This is a genomic window from Pseudomonas sp. FYR_2, from assembly GCF_043106425.1.
GTDB classification, from domain to species: Bacteria; Pseudomonadota; Gammaproteobacteria; order Pseudomonadales; family Pseudomonadaceae; genus Aquipseudomonas; species Aquipseudomonas monteilii.
Map to the genome: position 1 here is coordinate 214164 of NZ_JBICMM010000041.1, position 17767 is coordinate 231930.

The window sequence follows — 17767 nt, forward strand, 5'->3', positions numbered from 1 at the left end:
ACAACGGAGCGTCCCCATGCCTAAGCCAAACACCACCACCGTCACCACAGACGCAACCCACGATACATTGGGCAATGGCACCTTGCTCGACCAGATCATGGCAGAAACCAAACTGGTACCTACGCAGGAGGGCTATCAGGTTGCCAGACAGGGCGTATCTGCCTTCATCGCCGAAATCCTCAAAAGCAATGACCCAGATCAACTGATCAACAAACACCGGGTCGATCAGATGATTGCAGAGGTTGACCGGGTTCTCGGCAAACAGATGGATGCCATTTTGCATCAACCCGAGTTCCAGCGGCTTGAGTCCTCATGGCGTAGCCTGAAACTTCTGGTCGACCGCACGAATTTCAGGGAGAACATCAAGCTTGAAATTTTGCACATCAGCAAAGAAGACTTGCTCGACGACTTCGAAAATGCCGCAGACATTACCTGCAGCGGCCTCTACAAACATGTTTACACCGCTGGGTACGGCCAGTTCGGGGGAGAGCCGGTTGCGGCCATGGTAGGTAACTACAACTTTGGCCCCGCCTCTGCGGACATCAAACTGTTGAGTTACATGGCCTCCGTAGGTGCCATGTCCCACGCGCCCTTCCTTGCCGCACCTTCCCCCGAGTTTTTCAACTTGAGCAGCTTTGAAGAGTTGCCCAACCTCAAGGAAATAAAAGACCTCTTCGCCGGCCCACGCCATGCCAAGTGGCGCGCTTTTCGCGAAAGCGAAGACGCTCGTCATGTCGCGCTGACCGGGCCACGCTTCATGCTGCGCTCCGCCTACCACCCGCAAGAAAAGCCAATCGAGAGTTTCAACTACAACGAAGACATCGCCGGGCGGCATGACCACTACCTGTGGGGCAATTCCGCCTTCCTGCTGGCCAGTTGCATCAACGACAGCTTCGCCCGCTACCGCTGGTGCCCGAACATCATCGGCCCGCAATCGGGTGGTGCGGTCGAAGACTTGCCAGTCCACCTGTACGAGTCACTGGGGCAATTGCAGGCCAAGATTCCTACCGAGGTGCTGATTTCCGATCGCAAGGAGTTCGAGCTCGCCGAAGAGGGCTTCATCGCCCTGACCATGCGTAAAGACAGCGACAATGCGGCGTTCTTCTCTGCCAACTCGGTGCAAAAACCCAAGAACTTCCCGAAAACCCCCGAAGGGTTGGAGGCACAGACCAACTACAAGCTGGGGACCCAGCTGCCCTACCTGTTCATCGTCAACCGGCTGGCCCACTACATCAAAGTGCTGCAACGCGAACAGATCGGCAGCTGGAAGGAACGCCGAGACCTTGAATCCGAGCTGAATAAGTGGATCAAGCAGTATGTCGCCGACCAGGAAAACCCGTCTGCCGATGTTCGCAGCCGCCGGCCGCTACGTGCCGCCCGCATTGAAGTCTCGGATGTTGCCGGTGACCCAGGCTGGTACCAGGTTTCGATCGCCGTGCGTCCGCACTTCAAGTACATGGGCGCCAACTTCGAGATCTCTCTGGTTGGGCGGCTCGATACGCAATGAGTGGTTTTTTTGAACGCTTGACGGTGGACCCTAGTTCCCGTCCCCAGGCCACTCGACAGGAAAGCGCTGCGGACACCTTCGCCACCATCAAGCGCCACCTCGAAACGCTGCTCAACGCCCGCCAGGGGTGCTCTCAGAGCAGTCCTGAGCTGGGCTTGCGTGACTTCAACGGGCATGACGTGAACCGCGGCGACTTGCTCGTACAAGTGAGCGCGGACATTCGCCGCACCCTTCAGCGCTTCGAACCACGCATCCAGATACGCACGCTCAAGGCAGTGCCCGATACCCATGCCCCGCTGGAGCTGCATTTCAGGCTCGATTGCCAGGTGCAGGTCAACAACCACGCAGAGCAGCTGCAACTCGAGCTGCTGGTCAACGGGCACAACCGCTACACCCGAGTGAGGTGACCGATGTCACTGAAAGACCGCTTCAGCGAAGAGCTGCGTTACCTGCACGAACTGGGGAACGACTTCGCCAAGGACAACCCACAACTTGCAAGGCTGCTTGGCACAGGTGCCAGTGACCCCGATGTCGAACGCCTGATGGAAGCCTTTGCATTCCTGACCGCCAAACTGCGGCTCAAACTGGAAGACGACCTGCCGGAGCTGACTCACCCCATGCTGCAGTTGTTGTGGCCCAATTACCTGCGGCCCCTGCCCAGCGCGACGATCATCCAGTTCACCCCGGTCAAGCAATCCCTTAGCCAGTCCCAGCACATTCCGAAGGGGTCGAGGTTGTGCTCGGAACCCGTGGACGGCGTAGCCTGCGAGTTCCGCACGTGCACTGCGGTGAGCATTCATCCGTTCAAGATCGACACGGTGAGTGCAACCCAGACACTCGACAACGCGGTGATAAGCATCGGCCTGCAGGCACTGGTCGACCGGCCACTGAACAGCGTGGGCTGCTCCAGCCTCGACTTTTACCTCAGCGGTGATGTCCGCACGGCCCGGACGTTGTACCTGTGGGTTTCTCAATACCTCAAGCACATCAACGTGATCGTCAAGGGTGAAGTTCGTCGGCTGCCGGCCGGCAGCATCTCCTTCCCGGGATTTAGCCCCGACGACGCCTTGCTGCCCTACCCACAAAACGTCTTTGATGGCTACCGGATCCTGCAGGAGTACTTTGTCTTCCCCCAGCGCTTCCACTTTTTCAGCGTCACCGGACTGGATCGAGCCTGGCCAGCGCATGACAGCCTGGCGGTAAACCTCGAGTTTCACTTCACGCGCCAGTTACCCGACACATTGCGTGTCAGCAACGCAGATTTCAGTTTGTTCTGCGCACCTGCAGTCAACTTGTTTCAGCACAGTGCCGAGCCCATCGACTTGTCCAGCGAGGACGCCTTGGTCCCACTAAAACCCAAGGGAGCGGAGCCACACGGTTACGAAATTTTCAGTGTCGACCAGGTCATCAGCACGCGAACGACGACCGACGGGAGTGTCGGTGAGCACCTGCGAACGTTTCGGCCCTTCGAATCGTTCGCCCATGAAATCGAGCACGTTCAAGGACGCACTGCGCTGTATTACCGCTACCAGTTGGAGGCGTGCCTGCGCGGCGATGGCGTCACGCACCGCATCGCGTTCGTTCGTGCCGATGCCAACAGCTATATCGGCGAGCTGGAAACCGCATCCATCGACCTGACGTGCACCAATCGAGACCTGCCGCTGGCGTTGGGCATCGGTGACATCAACGTGCGTACCGAGTTTACGCCGCCACTGGCCACCTACACCAACATCTGCAAGCCCACCCGCCCTTGTCGCCCGGTGCTGGACGGCCAGTTGCAATGGGCATTGATTTCCAACATGTCGCTCAACTACCTGTCCCTGCTCTCGATCGAGCCGCTCAAAGCGGTGATCCGCGCCTATGACTTCGTCGCCCTGCACGATATCCAGCAGGCGCGTACCACCCAGAAGCGCCTGGACGGCATGCGCGACATTCATACACAGCCTATGGACTGGCTAATCAAGGGGCAACCCATTCGCGGCCTGCACACCCGGCTGAAGCTGGACCAGGCCGCCTTCCTCTGCGAAGGCGACCTGTACCTGTTCAGTTGCGTGCTTGCCCACTTCTTTGCCTTGTACGCCAGCATCAATTCCTTCCATCAGCTGGAAGTGATCAACATCACCAACAACGAGCACTACACATGGCCAATACAGACCGGCAAACAACCGCTGATCTAGCCGACAGACTGCTCACCGAGGCGCACCAGTACAACTTCTTCCAGTTGCTGGAGCGGCTGCATGGGCTGCATGGCGACGATCTGGAACCCCGTTGGCCTGACGAGGCTACCCGGTTGCGCGTGCGTCTGGCCTGTGACCCACGGCTGACCTTTCCCGTATCGGATGTTTACAAAGCCCAACGCATGCCCGACGAAGAGGCGCGCTACCAGGTCGTCGCCACGTTCCTCGGGTTACACGGTACCGATTCACCCTTGCCCACCTATTACCTGGAGCAGGTGGCCTATGAACATGCGCAAGGCAGCGGTGTACGGCCGGCATTCTTCGACTTTTTCAATCACTACCTGCTCAGCCTGTTACACCGCAGCTGGCGCAAATACCGGTATTACATCCGCTTCCAGCCGGGCGCCCGTGACGGGTTCTCGCAGTACGTTTTTGCCCTGCTGGGGCTTAATGACAAGCAACTGCGGGGAGATACGGCACTGCCCTGGAGCCGCCTGCTCAGTTTTGCCGGGGTCATCGCCAGCCGCAGCCGTGCGCCTGGCACCGTGGCCGGCATCATTGCGCACTGCTTCGACCTCAAGCATGTGCAGATCCGCGAATTCGAAACGCGCTCGGTACCCACTGCGGCCGGGCAACGCGTAAGCCTGGGGCGCGCCAACGGCCTGCTGGGCAGTACGTTCATGATCGGCAGCCGTACACGCACACGCAGCAGCAAGTTCACCATCGTGATCAGCGAACTCGACCAGACGCAGCTGCGGGACCTGCTCCCCAGCGGCATCAACTTCGGCCGTTTGCGTGCACTGATCGACGTTCTGCTGCGTGACGGCCTTGCCTACGACCTGGAGCTGCGCCTGAAGCAGAACGCGTTGTCACCCTTCTGCTTGCACCGCAGCAAAGGCGCCTACCTGGGCTGGACCAGCTTCATCGACGACCGGCATGGCCAGAACAGTCCCGTTGTACGGTTCAGGGGGCGCTCATGAACACATTGACCGTGAGCATCATCAACCTGGACCAACTGCGACATGGCGTTATTGCCAGGCACCGATTCGATTGCAAGGGCGGAACCATTGGCAGCGCACAGACAAGCTGGCGACTCGACGACCCTAATCAGAGCGTTGCGCCCATCCACTGCGAGATCCGCTGGATAGAAGGCAGCTTCTGTGTGATCGATCATTGCCAGCGCACCTATCTGAATGGCAGCACCACCAGCCTGGGTGCACACCCACCCAGACGCCTGCTTGAAGGCGACCAGCTTCGTGTGGGTGCTTATCGGCTACAGGTTCAGTACGCCCAGGACCCCGCCACCATGCGTTCGCTGGAGGACATGTTCTATCCGGATCAGGGGGTAATCGACCGCCTGATAGCCGAAGAAACAGCAACCCCTTGGCCGATCGAACCCTCTGCTACCCAACCGGCTGCCGAGATCTACTCGGCCTTCGAGCCCGCCATGGGCAACGATCCTTTGGCAGCGTTGGATGCAGCCGCTGAGTCGGTGGCTTCCCCGTCGAGCCCGCTGCTGCGGCTGATTGCCGGAGAGCGCCCATGACCCGCCAACCGTTGCTGGTCGCGGCCCTGCTGGTTGCAATGTTCGGGGGTGCCGGCTGCACCTCGTTAAGCAGGATGAGCCAAGTTGCCATGGACCACACGTTGCCCATCGGGCCGCCGAAGGATCATCCGACCGAAGTTGCGTTCAGCATCAACGCGAGCCCTACCCTCAATGGTAATCCGAACAGCCTTGAGGTAGCGGCCGAAGAACAGCACAGCACCCTGGAGCCCAGCCCCTACGCCGTAACCCTGAGTGCGGGCGACCCTTATGCACTGACGGAAAAGATCGTGACCCTGCTGGAATACCTGCACGAGCAGTTTCCAGCCATGTCCCCCATCGAGGTGGATGAGGAAGGCAACGATGACCCAGCTCGCTCTCCTCTGGAAGAGAGCACCCCCGGTAGCTACGACGACCCGACCGTAACGTTGACCTTGCCGCACACCACAACCATGGCCTCGGAACCCGTCGCCACGCCGATTGCCATCAAGATCCTGCAGCTGCGCGACGACTCGCTACTGCGCAACACCGTGTACCAGTTGCTGGACCAGGACCCGGCCAAAGCCCTGCGCAGTACCTACATCCGTGATGACGATTACCTGCTGCGCCCTGGCCAGTTCAAGTACATCCCGTTCGAACCCATCCATGCCGAAACCCGTTTCGTGGCGGTGATTGCCGACTACCGAGGCCTTGAGGACGCCAGCTGGCGGCAAGTGCTGCGCATTCCGCCGCGTGGCCGCCAGATCATGCTGTCGGTGTTGGTCAACGACACGCACATCGTGCTCAAGGAAGAAGACTGATGGCACGTCTACTCCCCTTTGCCCTTCCCGCTTACTCACGCTGACATGGAGTGCCCATGAGTTCACGCAATCCCGTTCTTTGGCCAGAAGGCCTGTTCGTAAAACCACAGCATTTCCAGCAAGCAGCCCGGGCGGGTGAAGCAGCCCTCCACCAGCGCCTTGCCAGCCTGAACGCAGCCTTCTACGGCTTTAGCGAGCTACAGCTGAACGACGAGTACCTGAGCCTGGGCAAGATCGCTATCACCCGGGCGCGGGGCGTGATGCCGGACGGCACCGTGTTTGACATCCCCGCCGACCTGCCACCGCCGCCGCCGCTGGAAATCGACGACGACGCGTGCAAGGACAGCGAGGTGTATCTGTGCCTGCCGCTGCGCACCGAGGGCGGCTGCGAAGTGAGCTGGCCCGACACTGCCGCCAACTACCGCTACACCGCCCAGCCACAGGAGATCAAGGACACCCACTCTGCGAACGGTGACCTGGTACAGGTAGACCTTGCCATGCCCAACCTGCAGCTAAAACGCAAGGCTGAAGACAGCAGTGCCTACACACGCCTGGCCATGACACGCATCCTGGAGCGGCGCCCTGACGGCAGCCTGCAACTGGACGAAACCTTCTACCCCACCAGCGTGTCAGTGCGGGCGGTGCCGGCACTGCAGCGGTTTCTTGACGAAATGACCAACACCCTGCGCGAGCGAGCGCGAGGCCTTGCCAAGCGTATTGGCGCCTCGGGCCAGTCCGGTATCGCCGACATTCGCGACTTCAACCTGCTGCAGGCCATGAACCGCTGGTGGCCGTGCTTTCAGCACCTGGCCCGGCAAGCGCAAACGCACCCCGAGCAGCTTTACCTGTGCATGAGCCAGGCCTGCGGCGAGTTTGTCACGTTCACCGACGAAAGCAGGCTCCCGCAAGATTACCCCGCATACCACCACACAGCGCTGCGCACTTCGTTCAAGCCGCTGGAAGACACTTTGCGCCGCGCCCTGAGCACCGTCCTGCAGCCGCGCGCCATTTCACTGCCGTTGGTGAACGAAGCGTTCGGTGTGATGACGACCAGGCTGGAAGACCGCCGTCTGATCGACGAAGCCGACTTCATCCTTGCCGTGCGCGCCGACCTGCCACCGCAGGTGTTGCGCCAGATGTTCATCCAGAAAGCCAAGATCACCTCACTGGAGTCGCTGTACGACCTGGTGCCGCTGCAACTGCCGGGCATCCCCTTGTTGCTTTTGCCGGTGGCGCCGCGCGACCTGCCTTTCCACGCGGGCTTCAGTTACTTCGAGGTGAACAGGCGCGACCCGGCCTGGGCGTGCATGGCCGAGGCCAATGGCTTTGGTCTCCACATCGCGGGCGAATTCCCCGGCCTCGAACTGCAGTTCTGGGCGATCAGGAGTCAGTGAGATGGCAAATGACACGACTACCCCCACCGATGCAACAAACGCTGAAGTCAGTCAGCTGAATGCAAACCTTAAACCATCAGTACCCGACCACCAGGCCGCGCCGGCCAATGGGCAAGCCTCTGCGCAAAAGCCTGAGCCTGTGTATGAAGGCTATCCCGCCGACCCGCAGTTTCAGCTGCGGGGCGGGTTCGCCAACCTGATGCTGGATGCAGCATCACCGCTGTTTGGCCTGGTCATACGCCTGCGTACGCTGGACGAATTGCCAAATATCAAAGATGTGCACCAGCAAGTGCGCAACCAGATCGACAACATTCAGGAAGAAATGCGCCAGCACGGGTACGAGCCCGCTCAGCTGCTGGCGTATACCTACGGCCTGTGCCTGTTCATCGACGAAGCCGTCATGGAGCGGCCCTGGGGCAAAAGCAGTTGCTGGAGCCAGGAACCCTTACTGAGCATCTTCCACGACGAGACCTGGGGCGGAGAAAAGATCTTCACCGTGATCTCGCGCCTGATGCAGGAGCCCAAGCGTTATCAGGACGTGCTGGAGTTCATGTACTTCGCCCTTTGCCTTGGGCTGAGGGGCAAATATGCGCTGGCGCCGAAAGGCGAAGAAACCGTCACTGCACTGATTCACCAACTGCACGGGATCATCCGCGAACTGCGTGGCCCCACCCCTGAAGAAGTCTGCGACCCCTACACCAATGTGGCCCCACGCAACTTCCGCATGAACCGGCAATGGCCCTGGTGGAGCCCTTTGGTGATTTCCGCCATCGCCATGGCCGTGGCCTACGGCATCTACAGCTACCGGTTGCACCTGATTACCACAGAAGTACTGGAGTCGCTCAACGCCATCCTGCAGCAGTAGGCGAAGGCTACATGCACCCACCGAATTCACCCCATTAGCGAGGCATCTGCCTCATTGAAAAGCCCATCATTTTCGATGGCCACGCCACCTGTGGTGTGCGTGTTAATCCACATGGACGCAGGAGAAACTGCCATGCCAACACCCGCTTACATCAAGATCGAAGGCAAGACCCAAGGCAACATCACCGCAGGTGCATTCACGTCCGACTCCGTCGGCAATGTGTTCGTTGAGGGCCATGAAGACGAAATTCTGGTGCAGGAAATCAAGCACCAGGTAACTGTCCCGACCGATCCGCAAAGTGGCCAGCCTGCCGGTCAAAGGGTGCATAAGCCCTTCGTTTTCACCAGTTCATTGAACAAAGCCACACCACTGATGTACCAGGCCCTGGCCAGCGGCGAAATGCTGCCGACCGTTGAAGTGAACTGGTACCGCACCTCAGTGGAAGGCAAGCAGGAGCACTTCTTCACCACCATGCTGGAGGACGCCACCATCGTGGACATCAATACCGTCCTTCCGCATGCCCAGAATCAGAAAAACGAGCATTACACGCAGCTTGTCGAAGTGGCCCTGTCATACCGCAAGATCTCATGGACACATGTGACCGCAGGTACCGAAGGCTCTGACGATTGGCGTAAACCGATCGCCTGATCTAACGGAAAAGCCCAGGCAGTCATGGTCTGCCTGGGCACTTCGAAGTCTCAGACGACGGACAAGAACTGCTTATGCCCAGCCAATCTGACTTGCGATACAGCTTCCAGCCCCTCGTTGGCAACGCTGAGTTCGAAGTGGTGTCATTCAAGCTCGAAGAAGCGCTCAGCCAACCATTTACGTTGACCCTGGAGCTGATCAGCTTCGAACACGACATCGACTTCGGCCACCTGCTCGACAAACCCGTGCTCTTCACCATCTGGCAGGGTGAACGCCCTGTACGGTACGTACACGGCCTGGTCAGCCGCTTCAGCCAGGGCGAGAGTGGCTTCTGCCGTACCTACTACCATGCCTTGGTCGAGCCCCAACTGGCCCGCGCCAGGCTGCGCTCGAACTGGCGCATCTTCCAGCACAAGACCGCCCCGCAAATTCTCGAACTGATGCTCAAGCGTCAAGGTATCGTCCAGTATCAATTCGGCACCGGTTTCGACTACCACGTCCGGGAATTCTGCGTACAGGCTGGCGAAACCGATCTCGACTTCTTTGCCCGCATCGCTGCTGAAGAAGGCATGGTCTATCGGTTTGAGCACACTGAAAAGCAGCACAAACTGATCATCACCGACCGGCTGCTCACATTGGGGCATATCGAGTGCGACACAGCCCATGGCGAGGACGATGACGAAGGCTTCGTCGAGGGTAACAAACCAGCCAGACCTTCCACCGTGCTGTACCACGCCAACAGCGGGGGCACCCGACACACCCCTTGTCTGCAATACTTGCGCTACAGCGAACACGTGCGAACCGCACGCCAGGTTCAGCGCGAGTACACCTTCACCCACCCGGCCTATCGCCAGGAACATCGGGCCTCGGGGCCCCATCTGGAACACCAGTCCACAGACTATGAGTGCTTCGACTACCCCGGCCGCTACAAACGCGATGCCGTCGGCAAGCCGTTCACCGAAAACCGCATCACCGCCCTGCGCCACGACGTGCGCATTGCCGAAGTCCGAGGCGACGATGTACGCCTGCAACCGGGCCTGAGTTTCACCCTGACCGGCCACCCCCGGGAAGACCTGAATGTGCACTGGCGGGCAAGCACGGTCACCCACGAAGGTAGCCAGTTCACCAGCTTGCAGGAAGAGTCGGCCGGTGCCGACCAAGGCACACGCTACGAACAAAAAGCGCTACTGGTGCCAGGCCGAACTGAATGGCGCCCTGCCCCGCTGCCCAGGCCACGGGTTGATGGCCCCCACATGGCGACCGTTGTCGGGCCGCCAGGTGAGGAAATCTATTGCGATGAGTGGGGCCGGGTGAAGGTCAGCTTCCCCTGGGACCGCGAAAGCCAGGACAACGCGTTCAGTTCATGCTGGGTACGGGTATCCCAAGGCTGGGCCGGCGGTAGCTGGGGCTCGATGGCTATCCCGCGTGTCGGCCAGGACGTGATCATCCATTACGTCAACGGCGACCCTGACCAGCCAATGATCACCGGGCGCACCTACTGCGGTGACCAGCTACCGCCTTACGACCTGCCCCGGCACAAGACCCGCATGACCATCAAAAGCCAGACCCACAAGGGGGATGGTTTCAATGAACTGCGTTTTGAAGATGAACTGGGCCAGGAAGAGGTGTTCATCCATGCCCAGAAAGACCAGAACAACGTGGTCAAGCACGACGAGACGACACAGGTCGGCAATGATCGCCATGAACAGGTCAGTAACGACGAAACCATTCTGATCGGCCGTGACCGCACGGAAACGGTTGGCAATGATGAGCGCGTCTCCATTGGCCAGGATGCCACGCTCGATATAGGTCGCAACCAGACCATCAATATTGCCAAGGACCGCGTTGAAACCATCGGTAATCACCGCCACGACCGGATCACCGCCAATCACCACACCCTTATCGGCGGTAACCTCTATCAACAGGTCGAAGGGCTTGCAGCGCTTGAAGCCCGCGAGGAAATCCGCAGGCGAACACGCCGCTATGAGCTTCGCACGGCGGAAGCGGTGATCATCCAGGGGCCAGGGGGCGCCATCCGGATCGACGAGACAGGCATCACACTGGACAGCCCGACGATTCGCATCAACGGCCAGATGCTCAAGTCTGCAGACGGGGCAACCAACCCCTTCTCAATCAGCGGCACGCCGGTCACTGGCAAACCTCTGGAGCGCCAGTGCGGGCGCCGCGCCGATGGCACCTGCGCCATGCCCGACTGCCGCTGTATGCGAGGGACAGGCCAATGATTACAACAACCACCCTCTCACAACCGAGCGAGCACTTCGGGAAGAACGCTCGCTTTCTGCTGCTCGAAAGCCGCGTGATCGAGCACTGGGCCTACCGGCCTATAACCCAAATACTTGCCAATGGTGAGCTGGTACCCGCCTATGCCCCTTCGGTACTTGAGCTTATCAATGATGTCAGCCTGAACACCCAGCATGCGTGGCTGTGGAGGCGCAGCGCTCTGGACGAACGCCATGACTTCGGCCCGTTGCTGGTAGCTGTGTCAGATGCACCAGAACTGCTTGCCCATGCAATCGCTACCTGGATGCCCGTTGGTGGCGTCATTGCGCTGGATGCCGACATTGGGCTTGCCCAGTTGGCAGACCATTTCACCAGCCTTGTGCAAATCTCGCTTCCGGATCAGGGGCTGGCCACTTTCCAGTTCAACCCGGACCACCTGGCGGCCTGGCTGGATGCACTGGATGAAGAGCATCGAAACGAATGGCTTGGGCCTGTGACTTCGTTGGCCTGGCGAGTCAACTGGGGACCCGCTCACGCGTGGAAATCACTCGAACGCAGCCCGACCCCTGCACGTTCCTTTTCGCAAGCCCCGCTCTCACTTGGCAGGCTTGAACTTGAGCGGCTGCAAGCAGGCATGCACGAGCATTTCGTGCTCACGTTGGCACACGAGGTGGTAGCCCTGCCACAGCACGCCACCCACACATTGGCCGACATCAGGCAATGGATTGAGAGCCTGCTGCCACAACTGAAAGCCCTCAACTTTCGCGATGAGGAGGTCGCTGGAGAGTTCATCAGGCTGATTGCCAGGCACATGTGGCTCATGACCGATGACCAGGCCGGGAAGATCTACACCAACCTCGAGGAGTCTCCACAGGGCCGCCTCTACGAACTGCACGCCTTGGTCGAGAGCAAGGAATCCAACCATGAATGACAACAGTGTCAGCAGCGCCACCTCCGGCCCTGCCTGCAGCGCACGCGTCCCCATTCTGCCCATTCGCTATGCCATCGTGCCGCGCACCGCTGACGCGCCCGCCTGCCGTTACGCCGAATCATGCTTCAACCTGGAACAAGGCTTCGCCCCGCTGCAGCACTCCGCCTATACCCTCCGCGCACTGCGCCCGGGTTATGTCTACGTGTTCATGAAAGGCACTCTGGGCCAGAAGCTGGTCATCCATGAGTACGTTGGCGCGGGCCTCTACAAGGAACTGCTCTACAAAGGGCTGGATGGCTACCACCGGCGTGACCGCTATCTGTCCAGCCGCCCCATGGGCTGGGTGTGGGCCGACACCTGCCCCGATACCGCCAGGGAGGTGTGGATCGGCTACAGCCCGCACCTGTGGACCAACGCCATGACCGCCCGCATCACCGGCTCGTCCGCCCTGCTCAAACGGCACATGCGCCGGCTGGACATGGCCGAACTGATAGCCGGCAACCGGGCACCCTCGACCCAGCCCCATGTCTTGCCGGTCAGTGCCCTGCAAACCTGGGTCGAAGACTTCAAGCCCACCGAGCGGCGCATGCCGCTGAGCTGGAGCAGCGACCCGATCACCGACACCTTGCCCATCGGCAACCTCGTCGCCGTGGCCCGGCACTATCCCTGGACCCAACCCAAAGTGCCAGTGGTGGTCGCGCTCGCCGACGCCGAAGGCATGGCCCTGGACCTGAGCCTGTCGGTGTCGGCCTACCAGCACCAGTTGCGCGACCTGATGCCCGCCGAGCAGCTGCAACACACCAAACCCGCCCAACCGCCCGAGCACGAACGCGTGCCGGCGTGCTTCCAGCTGGATGCCGAACAGTTGAGCACGCAGAGCCGTGACTTTCACCATCGCAACCTGGTGGCCATGCTGCTGAACAAGACGCTGGAGAGTATGTACCCGGCCGACGCTGCCTCGCCCGAACTCGCCGCGTTCCGGCTGGGCACGGAACGCCGGGGACCGGCCCTGTCGCCCGCCGAGTCACATTTCCAGGCCCTCACCCACAAGGACTACTCCCCCCACGGCGCACGCCTGGCGCAGCGCCTCGATCTGGACAAATACCGGCGCTTCCTCGCCGAACGCGACGAGCTGGGACGCCGGATGGCCGCCCTGCGCAACCAGGCCTTGCACGCCAGCAACGACCATGACGCCTGGCTGGCGACGGCCGAGCCCGAGCATATCGACAACCCCTACAGCCTGGCCGCCGCCCTGGCCTGCTATGACCGCGACGAAATCGTGTCCGCCCGAGGCCTGGAAATCTCCCTGGCGCTGCTGATCCACCCGATGGGCCAACCGACACCGGGCGCCGAAGCGCTGGATCGGCGCTTCAAACGCCTGGAGCAGTGGCTGGACCGGGACGACAGCCCGCTGTACACCGCCCTGGCGCCGTTCAACCCGTTCAAGGACAAGGCCGATTCGATCGGCAGCCTGTTCGGCGCTGGCGACAACGTGATCGAAGGGTTGGCCGGTCGCTTCCCGGCCATGGCCGACATCACCGACCTCACCGCCCAGTCGGTCAATACCGTGGTGCTCAAGCGCCTGCGCGGGCAAACCCGCTGGGATGCCAGCCATGGCCTGCGCCAGCAGGTGTTGTTGGCGGCGCGTGAAGCGAATGCCGAGAAAGCGCTGGGGCTGTTGGCAGCGCGTTACGGGATCACCGGGCAGGCTATCAAGAACAATCCGTTCAGCCAGGAGGTGGAGAAGTACCTGAAGAATGGCATGGCGCAGGTTGAAGAGATGAAGCAGTTGCGCATTTCGGGGAGCCGGACGGTCTCGATCGAACTGACCACCACTGCGCGGGTGAAACCCAACTTTCTCGGAATGCTCACCTCGGGTGGAGGCGGTGGTTTGAACGCGGGGATGCTGTGGTACAACATCATTTCGCTCCAGACGGCCTACAACAGCCTGCAAAAGAGCAATGCTCCGGAATATACCTTGGGTTTTGCTTCGTCGATTTTCGGGGTGATCGGTGCAGCAGCGGCGACGCTGGTCAGCGTAAGGGCCACGCAGAAGGCCGTGATGCTGAGATTAAGTTCGACAGCACCGGGGATGGCGTTTGGCAACGGAATTATCAAGTTCTTAAGCAGTAATCTGTTTGCGCGTTTGGCTGGTTATCCGGCAATAGCATTTGGTGTCGTATCGGACTGGTCCAAGGGATTGCGCCAGTCCGATAACGGTGACTCTACGGCAGGCAGATATACAATTGCTGGCGGATTAACCATGGCCATCGGCTCTGCTGTCACCCTCGAAGCCGGACTTGCAGTCGCAGGCGCTACGTCGGTAGTACCTTTTGCCGGATGGGCCGCAGCTGCTCTGGTCCTCGTAGGCGTAGCCATCATTGCAGGAGGCCTGTACCTGCACGCCAAGGCACATGAGCGCCTTCATAGCGCAATTGAGCTGTGGGCAGCACGTAGTGTTTTCGGCAATCGCGTCAATGATGGAGAGGTACGCTCTGACATTACCTTGGACTATGAGCAGAAACTTCCTGCTTTCGCCTCGCTAAAAGCCGAACTCAAAGCGTGGCACAACGAACATTACGGACCCAAGCTACTATCCGCCGAGCAGGCTGTATCACTCGGCATAACTAAAGTCGACACCCGATGGCATCAGAACGATCACTGGTCCCCACCAAACTGGACAGCCATTACACACAATGAAGTAGCCACACCTCAACCAACCGTTGAGTTCACAGTGCTGCTGCCTGGCTTCGTGCTGGGGGTAAGCGAATGGTCAGGAAGCTTGAGTACCCTCCGTGACGACCAAGGAATGGACGTATTCCCTATCACCCCGACCAGCCACATCGTAAGCGCTGGTTTGGTTCTGCATTTCGAGAACACACTGGTTAACCAAAATCATGTCTCACTGCATCTAACTTACAGTGCCAACCAAGGGCTGGACGAAGACAATGAGATTCTTTCAATTTTTCGTCTGGAGCGCTAATTGTGGCAACCATCTGGATATTCAACTCAACGTCAGACTCCGGCCACAAACCTGCAATTGGAGGGCAATTGGCAAGCGTATCCGAGAACACCTTATGCCTGCGAAACCCATGGGTAACAGACTCCGTGTTTATGGGGAAATTATATTGCGCAATGACTATTACACTACTAATAGGCACTTACCCTTATCTAATACCCCGCATCTCAGACATATACAACAGAGACATTATATTTATGTTCTTACTTTTAATAACGCCCTTCGTATTCACGCCATTTTTGGTTTATCGAATTTTCTTTATAAAGGGTTTATCAACCATTTGCCTCAACCGTTCAACCCAAAAAATCTACTATCAACGCTTGCGCAAGGTATTCGTCTTTGAGTGGAGCAACACCGGCGGTGGCCTTTTCAAACGCACCGAAAACGGCGGCTCATCCTTCAGCACCAGCTACGCCCTCGCCTTCGCCCCGCGCCGAGCAGATGGCAGCCTCCACCAAAAAGACTGCCTCTGGGTCGACAGCAACGAACCCACCGAGCCCGGCGTCAGGCACGTCGCCGAAGTCTGGGAATACCTGCGCCACTTCATGGCCCACGGCCCCGACAAACTCCCCCCACCCGGCGAACCCAACTGGTGGCACAAGCCCCTGCATGCCATCTGCCTGACCCCGGCTGAAGCCTGGCGCCACTACGCCCCTTGGCGAACCGGCGAACCCGGTGAAATGCAGGGCAAGAAAAACTGGCAACTGCCCTTCTGGGCAGTACTGTTTCCCTACAACCTGACGGTCGCCATTTGCTGGTACGGCATCTGCCGCCTGTTCAACGTTAGAGCCGCGCCACCGCCCCCTGCAGCCTTCGAAGAAGCCCCTGCTAAACTCAACAAAAGGAAGCGCAAATGAGACCCATCGTATTGGTAGGCCATCGCCACAGCTGCCCGATCCATGGCGAAGGCACGGTGCAAACCGGTGCAAGCGCAACCTTCGTGGATGGCAGAGCCGTGGCGCGTGTGGGCGACCGCATCAGTTGTGGCGCCGTCATCGAAACGGGCGCAGCTTGCACGATCATCGAGGGCCAGCCCGCAGCAAGGGAGGGGGACACCACCAGCCATGGCGGCACGCTAGTCGAGGGTGACCCGGGTTGGCTCATAGACTGACAACGACTATCAGCACGTTAGCCAATCTGTTTTTCACCTCGCAACCGTTCGATAACCGAACAGTAGCCCGTCTCGTGAATTGACGCTGCCATCTTCACTGCGCACCATGCACCGGCCTTGCGTGCCCCCCTGCCTGGGAACCGGCCACGTACCTGTCGTACCGCAGCTGAATACAATTTCAAGAAACGAGCCGTTTATGAACCACTCCAAGATCACCCCCGCCGATCGAACCCGGATGCACCCGGGTTCGATCGGCGACAAGCTTCGCGGCGCGTTCGGCGTCGGCAAAACCCGTTGGGGCATGCTTGCCCTGGTGTTCTTCGCCACCACCCTGAACTACATCGACCGTGCCGCGCTCGGCATCATGCAACCCGTGCTGGCCAAGGAAATGAGCTGGACGGCGATGGACTACGCCAACATCAACTTCTGGTTCCAGGTCGGTTACGCGATCGGCTTCCTGCTGCAGGGCCGGCTGATCGACAAGGTGGGGGTAAAACGCGCCTTCTTCTTCGCCGTGCTGCTGTGGAGCCTGGCCACCGGTGCTCACGGCCTGGCGACTTCGGCCGCCGGCTTCATGGTCTGCCGCTTCATCCTGGGCCTGACCGAGGCCGCCAACTACCCGGCCTGCGTCAAGACTGTACGGCTGTGGTTCCCGGCGGGCGAGCGGGCGATTGCCACCGGGCTGTTCAACGCCGGCACCAACGTCGGCGCCATGGTTACCCCGGCCCTGCTACCGCTGATTCTGGCCGTGTGGGGCTGGCAGGCCGCATTCATCGCCATGGGCAGCCTGGGCCTGGTGTGGGTGGTGCTGTGGCTGCTGAAGTACTACAACCCTGAAGACCACCCCAGCGTGCGCCAGAGCGAGGTGCAGTACATCCAGCAGGATGACGAACCCGAGCCGACCCGCGTGCCGTTCAGCCGCATCCTGCGCCTGCGCGGGACCTGGGCTTTTGCGGTGGCCTATGCGATTACCGCGCCGGTGTTCTGGTTTTACCTGTATTGGCTGCCGCCGTTTCTTAACCAGCAGTACAGCCTGGGCATCAACGTGACCCAGATGGGTATCCCGCTGATCATCATCTGGCTGACGGCGGACTTTGGCAGCATCGGCGGCGGCATTCTGTCGTCGTGGCTGATCGGACGCGGCGTGCGTGCCACCACGGCGCGACTGGTATCCATGTTGATCTTTGCCTGCACCATGCTCAGCGTCATCTTTGCCGCCAACGCCAGTGGTCTGTGGGTGGCGGTGGCGGCCATCTCGCTGGCCGTGGGCGCGCACCAGGCGTGGACGGCGAATATCTGGAGCCTGGTGATGGACTACACGCCAAGGCACCTGGTGAGCACGGTGTTCGGCTTTGGCAGCATGTGTGCGGCAATTGGCGGCATGTTCATGACACAGATCGTCGGTAGCGTGCTGACCGCTACCCACAACAACTATGCCGTGCTGTTTACCATGATTCCGGCCATGTACTTCCTGGCGCTGGTGTGGATGTACTTCATGGCACCGCGCAAGGTCGAAAGCGCCTGAGTGCGC

General features: G+C 59.9%; 15 protein-coding genes. All 15 read left to right on the forward strand.

What is annotated here, in order from left to right:
* Nucleotides 1-16 precede the first annotated feature (16 nt).
* The 15 genes from tssC (at nt 17) to ACF8R4_RS17920 (ending at nt 17761) form a co-directional block, all read left to right on the forward strand.
* Nucleotides 17-1507 carry a type VI secretion system contractile sheath large subunit gene (gene tssC, locus ACF8R4_RS17850; RefSeq protein ID WP_060499223.1) on the forward strand — a complete coding sequence of 497 codons (1491 nt, stop codon included), beginning with the start codon at nt 17-19 and terminating at the stop codon, nt 1505-1507.
* Complete coding sequence (gene tssE, locus ACF8R4_RS17855) at nt 1504-1914, forward strand: type VI secretion system baseplate subunit TssE (RefSeq protein ID WP_104835023.1); 411 nt, start codon at nt 1504-1506, stop codon at nt 1912-1914. The genes tssC and tssE overlap by 4 nt, the downstream gene beginning before the upstream one ends.
* 3 nt (nt 1915-1917) lie before the next feature.
* A complete protein-coding gene (gene tssF / locus ACF8R4_RS17860; RefSeq protein ID WP_223624682.1) occupies nt 1918-3684 on the forward strand; it encodes a type VI secretion system baseplate subunit TssF in 1767 nt (588 codons plus the stop codon).
* A complete protein-coding gene (tssG, locus tag ACF8R4_RS17865; protein WP_156866769.1) occupies nt 3648-4664 on the forward strand; it encodes a type VI secretion system baseplate subunit TssG in 1017 nt (338 codons plus the stop codon). The genes tssF and tssG overlap by 37 nt, the downstream gene beginning before the upstream one ends.
* Nucleotides 4661-5230, forward strand: coding sequence for an FHA domain-containing protein (locus ACF8R4_RS17870; RefSeq protein ID WP_060499227.1), 570 nt, complete (start codon nt 4661-4663; stop codon nt 5228-5230). The genes tssG and ACF8R4_RS17870 overlap by 4 nt, the downstream gene beginning before the upstream one ends.
* Entirely contained in the window at nt 5227-6027 is an 801-nt protein-coding gene (tssJ, locus tag ACF8R4_RS17875; protein WP_104835028.1) for a type VI secretion system lipoprotein TssJ, read from the forward strand. The genes ACF8R4_RS17870 and tssJ overlap by 4 nt, the downstream gene beginning before the upstream one ends.
* Before the next feature lie 56 nt (nt 6028-6083).
* On the forward strand, nt 6084-7421 hold the full coding sequence (gene tssK / locus ACF8R4_RS17880) for a type VI secretion system baseplate subunit TssK (protein WP_104835029.1): 1338 nt from the start codon (nt 6084-6086) through the stop codon (nt 7419-7421).
* A 1-nt stretch (nt 7422) separates the two neighbouring features.
* On the forward strand, nt 7423-8286 hold the full coding sequence (icmH, locus tag ACF8R4_RS17885; protein ID WP_060499230.1) for a type IVB secretion system protein IcmH/DotU: 864 nt from the start codon (nt 7423-7425) through the stop codon (nt 8284-8286).
* A 132-nt stretch (nt 8287-8418) separates the two neighbouring features.
* The gene (locus tag ACF8R4_RS17890; RefSeq protein WP_060499231.1) at nt 8419-8934 is read left to right on the forward strand and encodes an Hcp family type VI secretion system effector; all 516 of its coding nucleotides are present in this window, start codon (nt 8419-8421) and stop codon (nt 8932-8934) included.
* A gap of 74 nt (nt 8935-9008) precedes the next feature.
* A complete protein-coding gene (locus ACF8R4_RS17895; protein ID WP_104835031.1) occupies nt 9009-11177 on the forward strand; it encodes a type VI secretion system Vgr family protein in 2169 nt (722 codons plus the stop codon).
* A complete protein-coding gene (locus tag ACF8R4_RS17900) occupies nt 11174-12106 on the forward strand; it encodes a DUF4123 domain-containing protein (protein ID WP_104835033.1) in 933 nt (310 codons plus the stop codon). Before ACF8R4_RS17895 ends, ACF8R4_RS17900 begins: the two co-directional genes overlap by 4 nt.
* The gene (locus ACF8R4_RS17905; protein WP_104835035.1) at nt 12099-15089 is read left to right on the forward strand and encodes a T6SS effector BTH_I2691 family protein; all 2991 of its coding nucleotides are present in this window, start codon (nt 12099-12101) and stop codon (nt 15087-15089) included. Before ACF8R4_RS17900 ends, ACF8R4_RS17905 begins: the two co-directional genes overlap by 8 nt.
* 2 nt (nt 15090-15091) lie before the next feature.
* Nucleotides 15092-15982, forward strand: coding sequence for a DUF6708 domain-containing protein (locus tag ACF8R4_RS17910; protein WP_392493043.1), 891 nt, complete (start codon nt 15092-15094; stop codon nt 15980-15982).
* Complete coding sequence (locus tag ACF8R4_RS17915; protein ID WP_016711089.1) at nt 15979-16236, forward strand: PAAR domain-containing protein; 258 nt, start codon at nt 15979-15981, stop codon at nt 16234-16236. Before ACF8R4_RS17910 ends, ACF8R4_RS17915 begins: the two co-directional genes overlap by 4 nt.
* Before the next feature lie 196 nt (nt 16237-16432).
* Nucleotides 16433-17761: an MFS transporter gene (locus ACF8R4_RS17920; protein WP_104835038.1), complete on the forward strand. Its 1329-nt coding sequence runs from the start codon at nt 16433-16435 to the stop codon at nt 17759-17761.
* Nucleotides 17762-17767 lie beyond the last annotated feature (6 nt).

Coding starts and splice junctions, on each gene's coding strand:
- tssC (WP_060499223.1), top strand. CDS start 17: ATGCCTAAGCCAAACACCACCACCGTCACCACAGACGCAACCCACGAT.
- tssE (WP_104835023.1), top strand. CDS start 1,504: ATGAGTGGTTTTTTTGAACGCTTGACGGTGGACCCTAGTTCCCGTCCC.
- tssF (WP_223624682.1), top strand. CDS start 1,918: ATGTCACTGAAAGACCGCTTCAGCGAAGAGCTGCGTTACCTGCACGAA.
- tssG (WP_156866769.1), top strand. CDS start 3,648: ATGGCCAATACAGACCGGCAAACAACCGCTGATCTAGCCGACAGACTG.
- ACF8R4_RS17870 (WP_060499227.1), top strand. CDS start 4,661: ATGAACACATTGACCGTGAGCATCATCAACCTGGACCAACTGCGACAT.
- tssJ (WP_104835028.1), top strand. CDS start 5,227: ATGACCCGCCAACCGTTGCTGGTCGCGGCCCTGCTGGTTGCAATGTTC.
- tssK (WP_104835029.1), top strand. CDS start 6,084: ATGAGTTCACGCAATCCCGTTCTTTGGCCAGAAGGCCTGTTCGTAAAA.
- icmH (WP_060499230.1), top strand. CDS start 7,423: ATGGCAAATGACACGACTACCCCCACCGATGCAACAAACGCTGAAGTC.
- ACF8R4_RS17890 (WP_060499231.1), top strand. CDS start 8,419: ATGCCAACACCCGCTTACATCAAGATCGAAGGCAAGACCCAAGGCAAC.
- ACF8R4_RS17895 (WP_104835031.1), top strand. CDS start 9,009: ATGCCCAGCCAATCTGACTTGCGATACAGCTTCCAGCCCCTCGTTGGC.
- ACF8R4_RS17900 (WP_104835033.1), top strand. CDS start 11,174: ATGATTACAACAACCACCCTCTCACAACCGAGCGAGCACTTCGGGAAG.
- ACF8R4_RS17905 (WP_104835035.1), top strand. CDS start 12,099: ATGAATGACAACAGTGTCAGCAGCGCCACCTCCGGCCCTGCCTGCAGC.
- ACF8R4_RS17915 (WP_016711089.1), top strand. CDS start 15,979: ATGAGACCCATCGTATTGGTAGGCCATCGCCACAGCTGCCCGATCCAT.
- ACF8R4_RS17920 (WP_104835038.1), top strand. CDS start 16,433: ATGAACCACTCCAAGATCACCCCCGCCGATCGAACCCGGATGCACCCG.